Source organism: Nocardioides sp. Root240 (assembly GCF_001428825.1).
In the GTDB taxonomy this organism is placed as follows: domain Bacteria; phylum Actinomycetota; class Actinomycetes; order Propionibacteriales; family Nocardioidaceae; genus Nocardioides.
Genome location: NZ_LMIT01000013.1, coordinates 502,392 through 520,162, shown reverse-complemented (window position 1 = coordinate 520,162; position 17,771 = coordinate 502,392). Strand labels below are relative to the sequence as shown.

Here is a 17,771-nt window from a genome sequence, read left to right as displayed (position 1 = left end):
GAACGCGAGGACGGCGGCGGGGTCGGCGGACATCGCGAACGCTTCGGCACGCCAGTGGTCCATGCCGAGGTCCTGCTCCTCAGGTGACGCTTGCTCAGCGAGTGCGACCGCAAGCTGTTCGATGAACGCTTCGTGGACCCGGGCGTCGGCTTCGTCGAGGCGGGCGTACGCGGTCGCGACACCCGCAGTGTTGTCGACGTCGGCGATCTGGTCGCCGGGCTTGGGTCGGGAGTACCAGACCCCGTTGTGTCGCTGGTTCGCTTCGATGCGGTTCTGCTGAGTGGTGGTGTCGGCTTCGATGATCTTGGCCTCGGCGATCGCGAGGATCCGGTTCGGCGCCTGCCCCAACGCTGCAGCGACCGCGACATCGACGATCCGGGCCTGGTCACGGGTGAGCTTGCGCGACAGGGTCGCGACACGGCGGACCACCCAGGTCTCGCACTCGAGCTTCTGGGCGCCTGCCCACACGAGCGGGAGCCGGTGCCGCAGGTCCAGAGCGTCCGCCAACGCCCGTCGGGTCGCGCCGACGCCTTCGCAGCGGGCGATCGCGATCTCGTCCAACGCCAGGTCGCTGATGCCGGGGGTGCCCTTACCGCCGGGGTGGACCAGCTTCGGCCCGCCGCGACGGGCGGGCACCGCGCCGGGCTCGGCTTGGGGATCACCGGAGAACACATCCGCCCAGTGGAGGAGGATGCGGAGCTTGTCGATCTCGACCTGGCGTCCGGACTGGACCAGCTCCTCCGCGCACGCCAGCAGCAGGGCCGGCGAGTCCATGGAGGGGTCCGAGGTCATGGGTTCATTCTACTCGAACACCTGTTCGAACTCTAGTGAGGAGCGGGTTCTCCACAGGGCACTTTCGCCCGTTTTCTAGCGCCTTTCCGCGTCTCGCCGATCAACCGAGAGCCGACCGCCGGACCCGACCACCCGCCCAGCCCTCTCGTAGCTGCCGCTTGAAAACGCCACCACCGACCAGCCGTAACCCAAGGAGAAGTCCCAGCATCATGGCCAGAGGTTTCGAGGCTCGGCGCTGGCGCGCCTCGCACCTCAACCACCGGAAAGACCCTCAGACGACGAACCAGAAGTGGTCCCAGCGCCCGAACCCGAGCCGGTGCTCGGCCCAGCGCGCGCGGCCGAGGGTCACCGTGGCGCCGGCAGCGGGGTCGAACACCTCGACCGCATCGCCGACGGTGCCGAGCGCGAGCACGACGTGCCGCGGCAGCCACCTGCTGCCGACGTAGACCGCGACCGGCCGGGTGGCGAGGTTCTCGCGGAGCACCTCGTACCCGATCACCGGGCGCGGTCGTGCGTTGACGGTCGCGATCCGCTGGCCGGTCAGCGTGCGCAGCGCGTTGGCGACCGCCCACGGGGGCGTGCCGAGGCGGCGTGGCCACGGCACCTGGAAGCGGTCGCGCGGGCTGCGGCTCGACGTGAGCAGCCGGTGCTCGTCGAGGATCTCCCGCGCGGCGTCGCCGGGACGCCAGTCGGTGAGCACGACGCGGGCGGCGACCACGGAGGCCGCGCCGCAGCTGCGCTGGTCGGGCTGCTTCAGGTCGAGCGGTGCGAGGTCAGCCGGCCACGGCATGGTCGTCCTCCGTCGAGGTGCCGAGCTCGGTGAACGCCCGGTCGCCGGTTGCCACGCGGCAGCCGGCGGCGACGGCCCGGCGTACGACCTGGCGCTGGGCGCGCGCCAGGGCCAGGCCGCGTCGTACCAGCACGGGGGGAGGCTTCCGGTGCTCGCGCAGGTCGCGGGTGAGCCGGCGCCAGAAGGTGACGGCGGGGTGCTGGGTGATGCAGTACGCCGCCGCGAGCAGCCCCTGCGCCCGGCACTCCGCGACGATCTCCGCGGCGAAGATCCCCTCCGCGCAGAAGCGGGTCGCCCCGCCGAGGTCGAGGTGCTGGCTACCGGTACGGCGGCTCTCGGAGATCGAGTAGACCGGGATGTCGGCGGCACCCGTCGCGCAGAGCGTGCGCAGGGCGGCCATCGCGTCGTCCTGGTGCCACGAGCCGGGGTGGTCCCAGTCGACGAGTCCGGCGTTCGCGCCCTCGGTGATGCGGGGCAGACCGGGCTCGTCGCCGTCGCGGTAGAAGTCGTCGAGCCGGAGCGTGGGCCAGCCGTGCGCCCGGCCGAGCCGTTCCGCGAGCCTCGACTTGCCCGACCCCGAGGGGCCGGCGAGGACGATCACACGGGCGGTCATGGGGCGTCAGTCTGCCAAAACGGCGAATGTCACGCGCCGGGCGGCCCTGCTGGGCGATTCTTGGGCGTGACCGAGACAGCACCGACCGTCCGTGGGTACGACGTGGAGGCCCGCGTCGGCCCCGACCCCGACGGCCACGTCTTCCGGGCGCGCGAGCTCGCCACCGACCGGATCGTCGCGCTGCGCCGGCTCACGCCTGCCGAGGGCGCCGCGCTCGCCGGCCGCCTCGACCGGCTGGCGTCGCTCGAGGAGGAGCACGTCGTCCCGGTCCTCGGGCTCGTCGAGGAGTCGGACGCGACCTACCTCGTGACGGAGTGGGTCACCGGCGCCACCCTCGCCGAGATCCTCGCCGCCGGGAACCGGATGATCGTCGGGCAGATGCTCGGCGTCGCTCGCGGCGTCCTCCAGGGTCTCGCGCACGCCCACCAGCACGGTGTGGTGCACGGGCGGATCGGGCCCTCGCACGTGCTGGTCGACAGCGACGGGCGGGCGCGGCTGGTGGACTTCGGCGCAGGGCCGCCGGTGCCGTCGTACCTGGCCCCGGAGGCGGTGCGCCACCCCGGCGGTGAGCTGACCCGCACGGCCGACGTGTACGCCGTCGCGGCGGTCGTGGTCCACCTGCTGACCGGGCAGCCGGCCGGCGACCAGAAGCGGAACCTGCGCTCCGTCGACGCCGCGCTGCGGCCGGTGCTCGCCAAGGCGCTGTCGCACGCGCCGACCGACCGGCACCAGGACGCCGGCGAGCTGCTCGCGGCGATCACGAAGGCCGCGAAGCGGGCGTACGGGAAGACCTGGGCGACCGAGGCGGGCGTGTCCGCGATCGTCGCGCCGCTGGTCCCGCCACTCGTGCCGCTGGAGGCCCCGGCCCCGCCGGCGAAGGAGCAGAAGCGGGTGAAGCCGGACCGTCCTCGGCGAGGCCTGCTCAAGCCGCTCCTGATCGGGGGAGCCGCGGTCGCGGTGCTCGCCGGCGGTGCGGTGGCCGCCTTCCTCGTCCTCGACGAGGACCCGGCACCCGAACGCCCGTCCCTGCGCACCGACCAGTTCTGCGCGGACTTCGACGACGACGCCTCGGCGATCGCCGGGACAGGGGCGCAGTCGCGCTTCGACTCGTCCGGCGCCCGCGGGACGCCGGACGGTGACGCCGCCGCCCGGCGCGCCTCGGTCTCCTGCTGGTGGGGCGGGGGCGAGAGCGGGACGGTGGTCAGCATGACCGTCGGTGCCGCCTCCGACGTCGAGGCGTCGGACGTCGACTCCGCGAGCCGCTCCGCAGCGATCTTCGACGGCGTCAACCAGAAGACGGTGAAGGCCGCCGGCCTGACGTGGCGGCCCCGGTACGCCACCCGCTGCGAGGACGTCGACCGCCAGGGGTACGACGCCGCCTATGCCTGCAACGAGCCGGTCATCGCGATCCCGAGGAAGCCCGCCGACCCCGGCTCGGTGCGCGTCGTCCTGGTGACCACGGTCGGCGACCAGGCGCTGGTGTGCGGCACCAACCGGTCCGTCACGACGACGATCGACGAGGCGTCGTACGACGGGCTGGTCGAGGACACCGAGGACCTGTGCGCGGTGGTGCTGGCCGAGGTGCGGCGCGGCGGCTGACCGGCGTGCCCGGGCGTGGGCTAGCGTCCGCGGATGGGTTCGATCAATCGTCGCCGGGTGAAGATCACCGGCCTCTCGGCGGTGGCCGTTCTCGTGGTGCTGGCGGTGGCGTTCTTCAGCTATGCGCCCGGCAAGATCGAGCGGATGCGGAACCGGGTCGAGCCGGCCGACCTGCCGTCCGTCACTGCCGACACCCAGCGCCTGCACGACTCGCTGGCGATCGTCGACCTGCACTCCGACACGTTGATGTGGGACCGCGACCTGCTCGACCGGGCGGACCGCGGACACATGGACCTGCCGCGGCTGGAGGACGGGAACGTCGCGCTGCAGGTGTTCTCGTCGGTGTCGAAGTCGCCGAAGGGGCAGAACTACGACAGCAACCCCACGGATGCCGGCGACAACATCACCCTGCTCGCCTTCGCGCAGCTCCAACCGCCCCGCACCTGGCGCTCGTTGCTGCAGCGCTCGCTCTACCACGCCCAGAAGCTGCGCGACGCCGCCGACGACTCCGACGGAGCCCTGCGCCTGATCCGCACCCGCGCCGACCTCGACGAGCTCCTCGCCGACCGCGCCGCGGGCAAGGACGTGACTGGCGCGCTGTTCTCCGTGGAGGGCCTGCACAACCTCGAGGGCGACATCGACAACCTCGACGAGCTCGACGACGCCGGCATGCGGATGGCCGGGTTCACCCACTTCTTCGACAACGAGGTCGCCGGCTCCATGCACGGTGAGGACAAGGGCGGCCTGACCGACCTCGGGCGCGAGGTCTTCGCCGAGCTCGAGGACCGCGGCATCGTCGTCGACATCGCCCACGCCAGCCACGAGGCCGTCGCCGACATGCTCGCCCTCGCCACGAAGCCGCTCGTCCTCTCCCACGGCGGCGTCCAGGCCACCTGCGACGTCAACCGCAACCTCACCGACGCGGAGATCCGCGGAGTCGCCGCGACCGGCGGCGTGGTCGGCGTCGGCTACTGGGACGCGGCGGTCTGCGACTTGACGACCGACGCCGTGGTCGACGCGATCGACCACGTCGTCGAGGTCGGCGGCATCGAGACGGCCGCGCTCGGCTCCGACTTCGACGGGGCGACCACTGTCGGCTGGGACACCTCGCAGCTGGCCGCGGTGACGCAGGAACTGGTCGACCGGGGGTACGACGACGGCGAGATCGCCGCGATCATGGGCGGCAACTCGATCCGGGTGCTGCGAGCGGTGCTGCCCGCGGAGTGAGGCGCGTCAGGCGGGGAACGGAACGCCCGTGTTCGCGTGGCAGCGGTAACCGTTCGGCACCTTGTGCAGGTACTGCTGGTGGTGCGGCTCGGCGTAGTAGTACTCGCCGGCCGGCGCGATCTCGGTGGTGATCGGGTCGAAGCCGAGGCGGGCGAGCTCGTCGCCGTAGACCTTGGTCAGCTCGCGGGCCTCGGTCTCCTGCTCGGGGGTGGTGAAGTAGATCGCGGAGCGGTACTGGGTGCCGATGTCGTTGCCCTGGCGCATGCCCTGGGTGGGATCGTGGACCTCGAAGAAGCGCTTCACGAGGTCGGCGTAGGACACCTGCTCGGGGTCGAACACGATCCGGATCGCCTCGGTGTGGCCGGTGCGGCCGCTGCAGACCTCTTCGTAGGTCGGGTTCGGGGTGGTGCCGCCGGCGTAGCCGACCGAGGTCGACCACACGCCGGGGAGCTGCCAGTAGATCTCCTCGGCGCCCCAGAAGCAGCCGAGGCCGAACTCGGCGACCTCGAGGCCGTCGGGCACCTCGTCGGTGACGAGGGGCGTGCCGAGCACGTCGTGCACGGCGGGGAGCGGGTACGCCGGGGTGGGCCGGCCGGGGAGGGCGTCGGTGGGGTCGACCAGCTCGGTCTTGCGGCGGGAGAACATGCCTCCATTGTCGCCGGTCACGCAAGTCCGGTCAGCCGGCACCGTGCGTGGCACACCACGCGTCCCGCTTCGCCGGCTTGGCGGCGAAGAAGGTGCGGATCAGCTGGGCCTGCAGCGTCGAGTAGACCTCGATCTGCTTGTCGACGAGCGCACGCTGGGCGGGCGTCCTCGCGAGGACCAGCGCCTCGGCGTGCCGCCAGACCATCTCCCGCCAGCCACGCATGATCACGCCGACGACGGTGTCGTCGACGGTGCCCGCGTCGATGTCGTCGAAGGTCGGGTCGAAGCGCGCCGCCTCCTCGGTGAACACCGGGACGTAGAGGCTGTCGAGGCGATTGTTGTAGCGGTTGTGGTCCGCCTTGTGGCTGCCGTCGGGACCCGTGAGGCCGACGGTCGCGAGCACGTGCGGGAAGTCGCTGTTGATGTGGGCGTTCATCGCGAGCAGGAAGTTGCCCAGGCCGCTCACGGCCCGGTCGTCCTCGGCCTGGAGCGCGATCTGCCAGGCCTTCGGCAGCCCGGTGCGCTGCCCGGTCGCCCACTTGCCGGTGGTGTCGAAGTACATCTCCGCGAACACCGCGTCGAGCCGGTTCAGCCACGCGCGGTCCTGGAAGTAGCCCGACCGCACCGCGTCGCGCACGTTCTCGGTCACCCGCAGGTAGGCCAGCGAGAACACCGCGCTGTGCGAGCACGTTTCCAGCAGCCCGTCGAGCCGGTCCTGCATCCGCACGATCACGTCGTCGATGCACGCGTCCGCCCCGTCGACGCAGACGTCACCCGTGTACGGCGTCGCCGGCACCGGCAGCGGCGCGAGCAGCCCGACCAGCGCGTCCAGCGGGGGCAGGAGCAGCCCCCGGACGGGGTCCGGGTCGCCGTCGTAGTCGCCGGCGTGGGCCGGGGCGGCGGGAAGCGCGAGGGCCGTGGCGGCCAGGGCGGTGCACGCGGCGGTCGCGACCAGGCGGGAGGCGCGGGTGAGTCGGGGGAGGGGGATCACGGTCAGGAAACGAGCGAACCCTCGCTTTGTGACGGCGCCCGCCGCACGGTCGGTCCGACGCCTCGTGGTGAGTAGGCTCGAACGGTGAGCGACAACCACATCGACGAGCACCTCGACGGCGCCGGCTTCGAGACCCGGGCCATCCACGCCGGCTACGCACCCGACCCGACGACCGGCGCGGTGATCCCGCCCATCTACGCCACCTCGACCTACGCCCAGGACGGCGTCGGCGGGCTGCGCAACGGCTACGAGTACAGCCGGTCGGCGAACCCGACCCGCACCGCGCTCGAGTCCACCCTGGCGGCCCTCGAGGGCGCGCGGCACGGGTTCGCGTTCGCCTCCGGGCTGGCGGCCGAGGACACGCTGATCCGGGCGCTGTGCCGCCCGGGCGACCACGTCGTCCTCCCCAACGACGCCTACGGCGGCACCTTCCGCCTCTTCGACAAGGTCGCCACCAACTGGGGCCTGACCCACAGCCCGGCGCCGGTGACGGACCCCGACGCGGTGCGCGCCGCGATCCTGCCGGGCCAGACCAAGCTGGTGTGGCTCGAGACGCCGACCAACCCGATGCTGTCCATCGGTGACATCGAGGCGCTGGCCGCGGTCGCCCACGACGCGGGCGCCCGGCTCGTCGTCGACAACACCTTCGCCTCGTCGTACCTGCAGCAGCCGCTGGCGCTGGGTGCCGACGTCGTCGTCCACTCCACGACCAAGTACGCCGGCGGCCACTCCGACGTCGTCGGGGGAGCCCTCGTCGTCGACGACGCCGAGCTGGCCGAGCAGATCGGGTTCCACCAGAACGCCATCGGCGGCGTCGCGGGACCGTTCGACTCGTGGCTGGTGCTGCGCGGCCTCAAGACCCTCGCGCTGCGCATGGAGCGCCACAGCGACAACGCCGAGAGGATCGCGGCCTTCCTGGGCCAGCACCCGGCGGTCAGCCAGGTGATCTACCCGGGCCTCGCCGACCATCCCGGCCACGCGGTGGCCTCGCGCCAGATGAAGCGGTACGGCGGCATGGTCTCCTTCCGCGTCACGGGCGGTGAGGAGCAGGCGCTCGCCGTCTGCGCGGCCACCAAGGTGTTCACCCTGGGGGAGTCGCTGGGTGGCGTCGAGTCGCTCATCGAGCACCCGGGGCGGATGACGCACGCCAGCGTCGCCGGCACCGACCTCGAGGTCCCCGCCGACCTGGTGCGGCTCAGCGTCGGCATCGAGACCTCCGAGGACCAGCTCGCCGATCTCGACCGGGCCCTCGGGAGCACCCTCTAGATGGACGGGGTGACCAGCGACGGCCCGACCGAGTCCGACCTGAGCGAGCCGACCGAGTCCGACCCGACCGAGCCCGAGCCGCCCCTCGGGCCCGACGACGACGAGCGCGCCGATCGGATCTTCCGCCGCTTCGCCCACCAGTGGACGCTGGCGCGGGAGGAGCGCGAGGAGCGGCGGCACGAGCAGCCGTCCTTCGCGACCGGTCCCTCGAACCTGCGGCGGGCCGAGGTGCCGTACGGCCTCGACCTGGCCGCGGGGTGGGCGTGGCGGCTGCTGCTGATCGCGGGTGCGGGGTACCTGCTGATGTGGCTCGTCGGCTACTTCGCGGTGGTCACGGTGCCGGTCGCGGTCGCACTGCTGATCAGCGCGCTGGCGGCGCCGTTCGTGAACCTGCTGACGCGGATCGGCGTACCCCGCGGCCTGTCCGCGCTGCTCGTGGTGATCCTGGGCTTCGCGGTCGTCGGGGCGCTGCTGACCTTCGCCGGCAACCAGGTGGCCGACGGCGCCAAGGACCTCGCCGACAGTGCGGTCCAGGGCCTGCAGGAGATCCGCGACTGGCTGCGTGACGGGCCGTTGCACGCGAGCGACTCGCAGATCAACGACTGGATCAAGAGCGCCCAGGACGTGATCACCGAGCGCTCGCAGGACGGCGAGGTGGTCAGCCAGGTGACCGAGGTCGGATCCGCGCTGGGGCACGTCGTCGCCGGATTCTTCATCGCGCTCTTCTCGACGTACTTCTTCCTCGCCGACGGCGGCCGGATCTGGTCGTGGATCGTCCGGCTCGCCCCGCGGGTGGCCCGTGAGCGCGTCGACAGCTCGGGTCGGGTCGCGTGGGTCTCGCTCGTCCAGTTCGTCCGGGCGACGGTGGTGGTCGCGCTCGTGGACGCCACCGGCATCGCGGTCGGCGCGGCGATCCTCGACGTGCCCTTCGTGCTGGCGATCGGTGTGCTGGTCTTCCTCGGCGCGTTCGTGCCGATGATCGGCGCCACCATCGCCGGCAGCGTGGCGATCCTCGTGGCGCTGGTGGACCAGGGGCCGCTGACCGCACTGCTCATGCTGGCCGTCGTCATCGGCGTGCAGCAGCTCGAGGGGCACATCCTCCAGCCGTTCCTGCTGGGACGCTGGGTCTCGGTGCACCCGCTCGGCGTGATCCTGGCGATCGCCTGCGGCGTGCTGGTGGCGGGCGTGGCGGGCGCGCTGGTCGCCGTACCACTCGCGGCGGCGGCGAACGCCGTCGTCCTGCACCTGGCCGAGCTGGCCGGCGCCGAGGCCGAAAAGGCGGAACCGCCGGTCCCCGAGCAGGAGACCGGCGGTCCGGAGGAGGCGGAGGCTCAGCCGGTGTAGGGCTTGGCGTCGAGGATGATCACGGTCTGCGAGCGGCCGTTGACCTCGTAGGAGACGGTCTCGCCCTTGCTCCGGCCGTTGATGGCCTGGCCGAGCGGCGACTGCGGGGAGTAGACGGTCAGGCCCTCGGGCTCGATCTCGCGGGCACCGAGCAGGAAGCTCTCCGCCTCGTCGTCGTCATCGCCCTCGAACTTGTAGGTCACGACCATGCCCGGCTCGACGACACCGTCGTCGGGCGGCGTCTCGCCGATCTCGGCGCGGCGGAGCATGTCCTCCATCTGGAGGATCTTGGCCTCGTTCTTGCCCTGCTCCTCGCGGGCGGCGTGGTAGCCGCCGTTCTCCTTGAGGTCGCCCTCGTCGCGCGCAGCACTGATCTCCGCCACGATCTCGGCGCGGCGGGGACCCTTGAGGTGCTCCAGCTCCGCCTTCAGCTTGTCGTAGGCGTCCTGGGTCAGCCAGACGACGTTGGCGCCGGACTGGTCGGTCTGCGTCATGGTGAAGCTCCTGTGCTGCTCGTCGCATACCCGTTCGGGTACATGAACGAAGAAGTCTACCGGTAGCGCGGCTGTCCCGGGGCCTTGCAGCCCAGCCACTCGACCGTGGTGGCCCTGCGCTCGGTGCGCACCTCGATCTCGTAGCGCGGCCCGTCGGCGGGGTCCGGGCGGTACGTCGTCTCACCCACGATCGCCTTGTCGTGGGAGATCGCGCGCAGCGAGCACTGGGGGTCCTCGAGGCCGTCGTCCATCTCGATCTGGACCTCGATCGTGGCCAGGTGGTCGCTCACGACCTCGTGCCCGATCTCCTCCGAGGAGATCTCCGGGTTGGCGTGGAAGAGCATCACCCACACCAGCCAGCCGAGGAAGCCGACGCACACCGCGGTGGCCAGCAGGAGGAGCAGCACGCGGCGCCCGCGGGACGGGGCGCCGTACCGCTGGTCGAGGGAAGCGCTCACCGGTTCATGGTCCCATGGCTGCTTTTCCTACGATGGGTCGCATGCCCACCACGCACGCGCCCGCCGTCGACCGCTCCGGGCTGCGGTTGATGCACGTCCACGCCCACCCCGACGACGAGTCGAGCAAGGGCGCCGCCTCCACCGCGCGGTACGTCGCCGAGGGCGCCGACGTGCGGGTGGTCACCTGCACCGGCGGTGAGCGGGGGTCGATCCTGAACCCGAAGATGGACCGGCCGGAGATCCTCGAGAACATCACCGAGGTGCGTCGCCAGGAGATGGAGCGCGCCCGCGACATCCTCGGCGTCTCCCAGTCCTGGCTGGGCTTCGTGGACTCCGGCTGGCCCGACGGCGACCCCAAGCCGCCCCTGCCCGAGGGCTGCTTCGGCCTGGTCCCGCTCGAGGAGGCGACCGAGCGGCTGGTGCGCCTGATCCGGGAGTTCCGTCCCCACGTCGTCACGACCTACGACGAGCGCGGCGGCTACCCGCACCCCGACCACATCCGCTGCCACGAGGTCAGCGTCGCGGCCTTCGACGCGGCCGGCGACCCGGAGCGCTTCCCGGACGCGGGCGAGCCGTGGCAGCCGCTGAAGCTCTACTACCACCACTCCTTCAACCGCCCGCGGATGCAGGCGCTGCACGACGCGATGGTCGAGCACGGCCTCGAGTCCCCGTGGGAGGAGCGGCTGCGCGACTGGAAGCCGGAGCCCGAGTGGGACGCCCGGATCACCACCAAGGTGCCGTGTGCCGAATGGTTCGGCGTCCGTGACCAGGCGCTGCTGGCGCACGCGACCCAGATCGACCCCGACGGGTTCTGGTTCGCGGTGCCGCGCGAGCTCCAGGAGCGGGTCTGGCCGACCGAGGACTACGAGCTGGTGACCAGCCACGTCACCTCCCCGGTGCCCGAGGACGACCTCTTTGCGGGCGTCGACCCCGACGCCTGAGACACTGGTCCCATGCACGCCCTCGCCGTCACCGTCGTCAACGCCCTGGTCGATGCTCGGGTCCTCGCGGAGGACAAGGCACCCGACGACAACGACGTGGTCGCGGGCTGGACGGCGTTCTGGATCTTCATCGGCCTGATCGTCGCCGTCGCCGTCATCGGTGTCGCGCTCACCCGCAGCCTGCGCACCGCGCAGAAGGCCAAGGACGCCGGCGTCTACGGCGACGAGCCGGCCCCGTCCGAGTCCGACGCCGCCGACCGGACCGAGTGACCCGATGATCGGCGTCGACCAGCTCCTCGGGTTCGGTCTCGCGGCGCTGATCGTCATCGTGATCCCCGGGCCGAGCGTCGTCTTCGTCGTCGGCAGGGCGGTGTCCTACGGCCAGCGGGTCGCCGTCGCGAGCGTGCTCGGCAACGCCGCAGGGCTCTTCCTCGTGATGGCCCTCGTCTGCCTCGGGCTCGGTGCGGTGGTCGCCGAGTCGCAGCTCGTCTTCACCGTGATCAAGCTGGCCGGCGCCGCCTTCCTCGTCTGGCTGGGGGTGCAGGCCTTCCGGCACCGGCGCGAGCTGCGCTTCGGAGTCGAGGGCACGCCTGCGCCGGTCGCGGGTTGGCGGGCCTTCCGGCAGGGCTTCGTGGTCGGGGTGAGCAACCCGAAGGGCTTCATGATGTTCGCGGCCATCCTGCCGCCGTTCGTCGACCGCTCGGCGGGCGCCGCCGACGTACCCGCCCAGATGTTCGCGCTCGGCTGCGTCGCGGTGCTCATCGGCCTGTGCTGCGACTCGGCCTGGGCCTTCGCGGCCGGCCGGGCACGCGACTGGTTCGTGGCCTCGGAGCGGCGCGGCAGCGTGCTGGGCGCCGTGGGCGGTACGTCGATGATCGGCCTCGGCATGGCAATGGCCGTCACGGGTCACGCGGACAGGTAGCCGCCCACCAGCGCGACCATCTCGTCGAGCAGTGCGTCGCGGCTCACGGCCTCCGGCTGGTCGAGCACCCAGCGCAGGGCGAGGTTCTCGATCGCGAGCACGACCACCCACGCGGCCAGGGCGGGGGAGGGCCGGCGGTGCGTGCCCGGGCGCGCTGCGAGGTAGGTCGTGACGAGCTCGCGGACCCGTCGCTCGAGGGCCGCGCGGCGGTCGCGGTTGCGGCCGATGGGCAGTTCCTCGGCGACCACGCGCAGCACCACGGGGTCCGCCTCGAGCGCGGTGACGAGGGCGTCGGCGGTGGAGCGGACCATGGCCGGTCCGAAGTCGGCGATCCGGTCGGCGAGGGAGGCGGCGACGCTCTCGGCGACCTCCGCCCAGTAGCGGTCGATGACGACGTCGAGGATCGCGGCCTTGTCGGGGAAGTACTGGTAGACCGAGCCGGGGCTGACGCCGGCGACGGCGGCGATCCGGTTGGCGCTGAACGCGTCGTACCCGTGCTGGACCAGGACGGACCGGCCGGCGGTGACGATCCGGTCGACCATCTCGCGGGAGCGCGCCTGCTGGGGAGCCTTGCGCATGCCGGGGTCAGGCGGACCGGACGCTCAGGTGTCGTCGCTTGGCGGCGTACATCTGGGCGTCGGCCTCGAGCAGTGCGTCGGGGAGTAGGTCGATGTCGGTGAGTGCCGCCGTGCCGACGCTCGCCCGGCGGCCGACCGCGAGCTTGAGGCGGTCGAGCAGCTCGGCGGGAGGGAGGTCGGGGCTGAACACGGCGAACTCGTCGCCGCCGAGCCGGGCGACCACGTCGGTGTCGCGCACGTTGCGCTGCAGCGCCTCGGCGAGCCGGCGCAGCAGGCGGTCGCCGGCCTCGTGGCCCTCGACGTCGTTGACGACCTTGAGGCCGTCGAGGTCGATGAAGGCGACGGCGGCGACGCCGGTGCTGTCGGACCAGCGGCGGCGGGACTGCTCGAAGAAGCCGCGGCGGTTGCGCAGCCCGGTCAGCTCGTCGGTCGTCGCCAGCTCGTGGGTGGCCTCGCGCAGGGCGACCGCGTTGGCGAGCTGCTCGTGCACGGTGATCTTGTCGAGCGCGACCGACGTGGCGTTGGCGAGGCCCTGGAGGAGGGAGATCTCGGTGTCGGTGGGGGTGTGTGGGGTGGCCCAGTAGGTGCCGATCGCGGCGATCGGGTCGAGGGTGCGCACCGGGACCATCAGCATGCTGGTCACGAACGTGGGCCGGTAGGCCTCGTGGGGGACGCGCTCGTCGGCGTAGATGTCGGGGATCGCGACGGGGGTGCGGTGGAGCATCGCGAAGCCGCTGACGCACGCCTCCAGCGGGAACCGGAGCCCCTTCCACAGCGGCGCGATGGCGTCCTCGTCGGCGTAGTAGCACTGCTCGCCGTCACGGAGCACGAAGGTGGCGCCGTCGCAGGCGCCGAGGTCGCGGGCTGCCGTGCGGACGACCTGCTGGACCTCCTCCAGCGAACCGGCCATCGACAGCTGCTGCACGGCCTCGAGCAGACGCTCGAGTCCGGACGTCTCGTCGGTCATCTCCCCTCCCTCCCTCCCTTGGGCGAACAGGCACATCCTTGCACCCCCCTCGGCATCGTGGTGGCGTGCCTGCTCCTGACCTGACCCCGACATTCGCGACTTGAATGCGAGAGTTTGCTCGCGTCACGATACTGGCATGACCACGGAGCTCGCCACCGCCGCCGGTACGCCGACCGGACCGTCGTACCCCACCCGGTTCCGCGCCGGCGGGGACCGCAACCGCCGCCTCGGGCGCCCGCTCAAGGTCGTCGGGCGCGTGAAGGCCGTCGACGAGGAGCTGCTGAACCGGATCGGCGCGGCCATGAACGAGCGCGACGAGCTCGGCGGACGCCTCGCGGACGCGATCCGGTTGCGAGCGGGCACGCCCGGCAAGATCGAGATGGCCCAGTTCCGCCAGGCGCTCGCGGGCGGCATCGGGAGCGTGCCGGACGCGCCGCCGGCGCTGGTGGAGTTCTTCGCCGAGGTGCAGGCCGAGCCGGACTGGCTGGACCGCGCGCTGGTCGAGGAGGGAGCGGCGGTCATGCGCCGGCTCGGGCAGAACGCGCAGGACGTGCTGCTGCAGCTCTCGCTCGTCGGTGGCTACCGCTTCGGCGGGCCGACCGACCTGCTCGTCGCCACGGGCGGCCTGACCGGCGGCCAGACCCTGCGCCGGCTCGCCGAGACCCAGAAGTGGGGCGCGTCGCTGACCAACCCCGCCTCGCTCGTGCCGGTCGACGGTGAGGCCTGGCGGCTGACCGTCCACGTCCGGCTGATGCACGCCCTGGTCAACCACGCCTTCGAGGACCAGTGGGACGCAGCCACGTGGGGCCTCCCGATCAACCAGGCCGACCAGGCCTCGACGCTCGGTCTCTTCGACGGCGTCCTGATCATCGGCGCACGGGCCCTGGGCGTCCCCGTCAGCCAGCGTGAGTCGCGCGCCCTGATGCACCTGTGGAAGTACGTCGGCTGGCTGATGGGCGTCCACGAGGACTTCCTCGTCGACGACGAGTGGGAGCGGCACCGCATCGACTACCACGTGCTGCTCGCGCAGGGCCCGATCACGGACGCCGGCCCGCAGCTCGCCCAGGCCGTCGTCGACGCGCAGGCCGAGCGGAGCTACCCGGGCTGGCCGGCGCCGCTGCAGGGCGCCCGGGCCCGCTACGAGCGGGAGCGGCTGCTCTCGATGCTGACCGTCTTCCTCGGACCGGAGAGCATGCGCGAGCTCGGACTGCCGATGCGCCCGCCGTGGGCGCACGCCTACCTGTTCGGCCTCAACACCCTGCGCTACCGGGTCCTGGGCCACCTGCCCGGCGGCCGCGACCGTCTGTGGCGGTGGGGCGGGCGCCGGGCGCAGTGGCTGCTCGACAGCTACTTCCAGGGTGAGCGCGAGGACGTCGGCAAGCTCACGGTGTGAGCGGCCCGCCTCAGCCCAGGCCGAGGGCCTCGAGCGTCGTCGGGAGCGCGATGCCCTCCTCGCCGCCGACCGCGCCCCATGCCAGCAGCGGCATCAGTACGTCGCACTGCTGCTGGCGGATCACCACGACGTCGCCGCGGTCGGTCGCGGCCACGAGGTAGGGCAGGTCGGTGCGGAGGTTGCAGTTCTCGTCGTACGGCGGTTCCGGCTGCGGGTCGCCCCAGGCCTCGGCGAGTGTGGCCACTGCGCCGTTGTCGAGCGCGACCGCACTGCCCTTCGGGCCGCAGGAGACGGCCGCGACCAGGACGTCGCGCCCGGGCCGGGCCGGAGTCGGCGTCGTCTGCAGGTCGCAGGTCAGCGGCACGGTGCCGTGGAAGACGTAGTCGGCGCTGCTGCGCTGGTGGTCCAGCGCGGCGAGGTAGGCCTCTCCGAGGAACTGCCCGTCGATCTCGTGGCCGGCCACGGTGATCGGTGAGCAGGCGGCCGTCGGCACGAGCTCGGTGTGCCCGTCGGCGTAGGTCAGCTGCAGGGACTGGCGTGTGTTCAGGACGTCGATCGTCGCGCAGCGGGCGGGGTCGAAGGCGTCGGTCTCCTCGACCCGGTCGCTGAAGTCCGACACGTCGTCGACGAGCGCATCCATGCCCGCGAGGAGTGCCTTGCGTTGGCTGTCGGGGAGCGCCACCCCACCCATCGGCCCGGGGGCGAGGTCCGGGCACATGCGCACGCTGGCCAGGCCCTCGAGGCTGTCGACCGACGTCCGCGCGTCGCTGAGCTCGGGGAGGGTGGCCGGGCACGCCGGGGCGTCGTACGGCGACGGGGCGGGGTCGTCCGCGGTCAGTTCGTCGCCGCCACGGGTCGTCAGGGCGGCGGTTGCTCCGCCCGCCACGATCACGGCGACCACGCCGGCGGCCGCGACCGCCCGCAGGCGTCGCTGGTTCTGCCGGGCGGCGGCCGCCACGGTGACCGGGTCGAGGGTCGGGGCGTCGTCGGGGACGGCCTGCTCGAGCAGGCTGCGGAGCTGGTCAGTCATGGCTGCCCTCCTGGTGGTCGTCGAGGAGTCCGGACGTGCGGAGGGTGCGCAGGGCGCGTGCGGCCTGGCTCTTGACCGTGCCGACCGAGATGCCCAGGGCCGTGGCGGCCTGCGCCTCGGTCAGGTCGTCGAAGTAGCGCAGCACCACGACCGCGCGCTGGCCCCGCGGGAGCGCCGCGAGCGCGACCAGCACGTCGCGACGCACCCCCGGGTCCGGGGAGGTCGCTGCCACCTCGGGCACCTCGTCCGTGGGCTGCTCGCCGTTCCACCGGCGCCGCCACCAGTCGGTGTAGGTCGTGACCATCGTGCGGCGCACGTAGGCCTCGACCGCACCGGGGTCGTCGATCCGGTCCCACCGGCGCCAGCACTTCATCAACGCCGTCTGGACCAGGTCCTCGGCCCGGTGCCGGTCACCTGTCAGCAGCCACGCGCTGCGCCACAACGCGGCACTGCGGGCGGCGACGTACTCCTCGAACGACGGGACGCCGCGACCCACGTCGGCTGCGTCGTCGGCGTCGTTGCTGAGCACGGGAACAGCCTCGCGCATCTCACACCTCCACCCGGTACGACGGGCTGGCCGGCACCGATGGTTGTCGGCGTGCTGTGGGAGATTGCTCCCGTGCCCCAGCGTCCCGACGTCCCCGGTGACTACCTCGCCCGGCTGAGGGCGATCCTCGGCCGCCTCCCCGAGTGCCGCGAGGACGAGGCGTGGACCGGCGTGCGCTGGCGTGTCGCCGGCACGACCGCGACCGTCGCGCACGTCTTCGGCGGCGAGGACCAGCTGTTCCGCATCGTGTTCCGCGCGGAGCTCGACGAGGTGATGGCCTTCCAGCACCTCGGGGCGCCGTACTTCAAGTCCGAGTGGGGCACCAATGTCGTCGGGATGCTCGTCGACGACGACACCGACTGGGAGGAGCTCGCCGAGCTGCTCACCGAGTCGTTCTGCCTGCAGGCGCCGCAGCGGCTGGTCGACCTCGTCAACCGGCCCACCGCCTGAGCTGTCGGCCGCGGTCAGCGCGCCCAGCGCGGGACGACGAACAACCCGCTCGCCTCGACCGCCGGTGTGGCGTCGGGAGCGGTCTCGCCGATCGTCGCCTGCACGGTGATCTTGCCGTCGGCTTCCTTGGTGACCTGGCAGTCCAGGCGCACCGACCCGAGGGGGAGGGGGTGGCGGTAGCGGAGCGTCAAGGTCCCGGTCATCGCGATCCGGCTGTTGTTCGCGCTCGCGGTCTCGCCCATGACCTGGTCGAGCAGGAGGGCCGAGACGCCGCCGTGGACCATGCCCGGCGGGCCTTCGTAGGCGGCGCCGAGCACCACCTCGGCGTACGACGTCCGGCCGTCGCCCGCGTGCTGGATCTCGAGCGGCGGCGCCACGGCGTTGCTCGAGCCCACGACCGCGTTGCCCCAGCTCCAGGAGCGGCCCTCGGAGTTGTAGCGCACCCCGGCCGGTCCGGGGAGCTGTGCTGCCCGGAGTCGCTCCGTGAGTGCGGCGACCTCGGCCTGCACGGCGCGGACCTCGTCGTCGTCGACCGTCGTACGGATGGTGGCGTCGACGAGCGCGCGCACGGAGTCGGCGAGTCCGGCCACGACGGCCTCGCGGCGGTCGACCTCCTCGGTGGGGGTCTCGTCGTGGATGAAGCTGAGCGACACCGTGGTTCCTCTCCTCGCGACTGCAGGACGAACGTTCCCACAGTCGCGAGGAGTCCTTGCCGTAAGCCCCG

Annotated in this window: 21 protein-coding genes; 9 read left to right on the top strand and 12 right to left on the bottom strand. The window is 72.3% G+C overall.

The features are described from left to right. From ASE20_RS25695 to ASE20_RS19895, 3 genes are all read right to left on the bottom strand, one after another. On the bottom strand, nt 1–792 hold a 792-nt coding region (locus tag ASE20_RS25695), incomplete at its 3' end, for a hypothetical protein (RefSeq protein WP_225869251.1). 271 nt (nt 793–1,063) lie between these two features. Continuing rightward, nucleotides 1,064–1,582, bottom strand: coding sequence for a hypothetical protein (locus ASE20_RS19900; protein WP_056896278.1), 519 nt, complete (start codon nt 1,580–1,582; stop codon nt 1,064–1,066). Beyond that, a complete protein-coding gene (locus ASE20_RS19895) occupies nt 1,566–2,195 on the bottom strand; it encodes an AAA family ATPase (protein WP_056896277.1) in 630 nt (209 codons plus the stop codon). Before ASE20_RS19895 ends, ASE20_RS19900 begins: the two co-directional genes overlap by 17 nt. A gap of 66 nt (nt 2,196–2,261) precedes the next feature. On the opposite strand from ASE20_RS19895, the gene ASE20_RS19890 reads away from it, so the two are divergent. Continuing rightward, complete coding sequence (locus ASE20_RS19890) at nt 2,262–3,794, top strand: serine/threonine protein kinase (protein ID WP_056896276.1); 1,533 nt, start codon at nt 2,262–2,264, stop codon at nt 3,792–3,794. 33 nt (nt 3,795–3,827) lie between these two features. Then, complete coding sequence (locus ASE20_RS19885; RefSeq protein ID WP_056896275.1) at nt 3,828–5,021, top strand: dipeptidase; 1,194 nt, start codon at nt 3,828–3,830, stop codon at nt 5,019–5,021. Nucleotides 5,022–5,027: 6 nt separating this feature from the next. On the opposite strand, the gene msrA is transcribed toward ASE20_RS19885, so the two are convergent. Together msrA and ASE20_RS19875 are read right to left on the bottom strand one after the other, a co-directional pair. Next, complete coding sequence (gene msrA / locus ASE20_RS19880; RefSeq protein ID WP_056896274.1) at nt 5,028–5,666, bottom strand: peptide-methionine (S)-S-oxide reductase MsrA; 639 nt, start codon at nt 5,664–5,666, stop codon at nt 5,028–5,030. Between the two features lie 31 nt (nt 5,667–5,697). After that, nucleotides 5,698–6,657 carry a DUF5995 family protein gene (locus ASE20_RS19875; protein WP_056896273.1) on the bottom strand — a complete coding sequence of 320 codons (960 nt, stop codon included), beginning with the start codon at nt 6,655–6,657 and terminating at the stop codon, nt 5,698–5,700. 84 nt (nt 6,658–6,741) lie between these two features. Between ASE20_RS19875 and ASE20_RS19870 the strand changes: the two genes are divergently transcribed. Together ASE20_RS19870 and ASE20_RS19865 are read left to right on the top strand one after the other, a co-directional pair. Further along, on the top strand, nt 6,742–7,923 hold the full coding sequence (locus ASE20_RS19870) for a cystathionine gamma-synthase (RefSeq protein WP_056896272.1): 1,182 nt from the start codon (nt 6,742–6,744) through the stop codon (nt 7,921–7,923). 9 nt (nt 7,924–7,932) lie between these two features. Then, nucleotides 7,933–9,267 (top strand): AI-2E family transporter, encoded by a 1,335-nt coding sequence (locus ASE20_RS19865; protein ID WP_225869250.1) that lies wholly within the window; start codon nt 7,933–7,935, stop codon nt 9,265–9,267. Here the strand turns inward: ASE20_RS19865 and greA are convergent. Both greA and ASE20_RS19855 read right to left on the bottom strand, forming a co-directional pair. After that, nucleotides 9,255–9,761, bottom strand: coding sequence for a transcription elongation factor GreA (greA, locus tag ASE20_RS19860; protein ID WP_056896271.1), 507 nt, complete (start codon nt 9,759–9,761; stop codon nt 9,255–9,257). The genes ASE20_RS19865 and greA overlap by 13 nt on opposite strands. Nucleotides 9,762–9,817: 56 nt before the next feature. After that, nucleotides 9,818–10,219, bottom strand: coding sequence for a DUF4307 domain-containing protein (locus tag ASE20_RS19855; RefSeq protein WP_056896270.1), 402 nt, complete (start codon nt 10,217–10,219; stop codon nt 9,818–9,820). Nucleotides 10,220–10,251: 32 nt separating this feature from the next. Between ASE20_RS19855 and mca the strand changes: the two genes are divergently transcribed. From mca to ASE20_RS19840, 3 genes are read left to right on the top strand one after another with little or no spacing between them, the layout of a single operon-like run. Continuing rightward, entirely contained in the window at nt 10,252–11,160 is a 909-nt protein-coding gene (mca, locus tag ASE20_RS19850; protein WP_056896269.1) for a mycothiol conjugate amidase Mca, read from the top strand. A gap of 12 nt (nt 11,161–11,172) precedes the next feature. Next, nucleotides 11,173–11,430: a hypothetical protein gene (locus tag ASE20_RS19845; protein ID WP_056896268.1), complete on the top strand. Its 258-nt coding sequence runs from the start codon at nt 11,173–11,175 to the stop codon at nt 11,428–11,430. A 4-nt stretch (nt 11,431–11,434) separates the two neighbouring features. Continuing rightward, nucleotides 11,435–12,082, top strand: coding sequence for a LysE family translocator (locus tag ASE20_RS19840; protein ID WP_056896267.1), 648 nt, complete (start codon nt 11,435–11,437; stop codon nt 12,080–12,082). Here the strand turns inward: ASE20_RS19840 and ASE20_RS19835 are convergent. Next, nucleotides 12,067–12,660, bottom strand: a complete 594-nt coding sequence (locus tag ASE20_RS19835; RefSeq protein WP_200952877.1) for a TetR/AcrR family transcriptional regulator — start codon at nt 12,658–12,660, stop codon at nt 12,067–12,069. The two genes, ASE20_RS19840 and ASE20_RS19835, sit on opposite strands and share 16 nt — an antisense overlap. 7 nt (nt 12,661–12,667) lie before the next feature. Then, the gene (locus tag ASE20_RS19830) at nt 12,668–13,627 is read right to left on the bottom strand and encodes a sensor domain-containing diguanylate cyclase (RefSeq protein ID WP_056896266.1); all 960 of its coding nucleotides are present in this window, start codon (nt 13,625–13,627) and stop codon (nt 12,668–12,670) included. A gap of 136 nt (nt 13,628–13,763) precedes the next feature. Here ASE20_RS19830 and ASE20_RS19825 point away from each other — a divergent pair, with 136 nt between their 5' ends. After that, entirely contained in the window at nt 13,764–15,020 is a 1,257-nt protein-coding gene (locus tag ASE20_RS19825; RefSeq protein ID WP_056896265.1) for an oxygenase MpaB family protein, read from the top strand. Between the two features lie 10 nt (nt 15,021–15,030). Here ASE20_RS19825 and ASE20_RS19820 read toward each other — a convergent pair whose 3' ends face one another. Then, the gene (locus tag ASE20_RS19820; RefSeq protein ID WP_056896264.1) at nt 15,031–16,050 is read right to left on the bottom strand and encodes a hypothetical protein; all 1,020 of its coding nucleotides are present in this window, start codon (nt 16,048–16,050) and stop codon (nt 15,031–15,033) included. Continuing rightward, entirely contained in the window at nt 16,043–16,597 is a 555-nt protein-coding gene (locus tag ASE20_RS19815; RefSeq protein WP_082612619.1) for a SigE family RNA polymerase sigma factor, read from the bottom strand. The genes ASE20_RS19820 and ASE20_RS19815 overlap by 8 nt, the downstream gene beginning before the upstream one ends. A 72-nt stretch (nt 16,598–16,669) precedes the next feature. On the opposite strand from ASE20_RS19815, the gene ASE20_RS19810 reads away from it, so the two are divergent. Further along, nucleotides 16,670–17,047, top strand: a complete 378-nt coding sequence (locus tag ASE20_RS19810) for an MmcQ/YjbR family DNA-binding protein (protein WP_157538709.1) — start codon at nt 16,670–16,672, stop codon at nt 17,045–17,047. Between the two features lie 14 nt (nt 17,048–17,061). Here ASE20_RS19810 and ASE20_RS19805 read toward each other — a convergent pair whose 3' ends face one another. Next, entirely contained in the window at nt 17,062–17,700 is a 639-nt protein-coding gene (locus tag ASE20_RS19805) for a PaaI family thioesterase (protein ID WP_056896262.1), read from the bottom strand. Between the last annotated feature and the right edge of the window lie 71 nt (nt 17,701–17,771).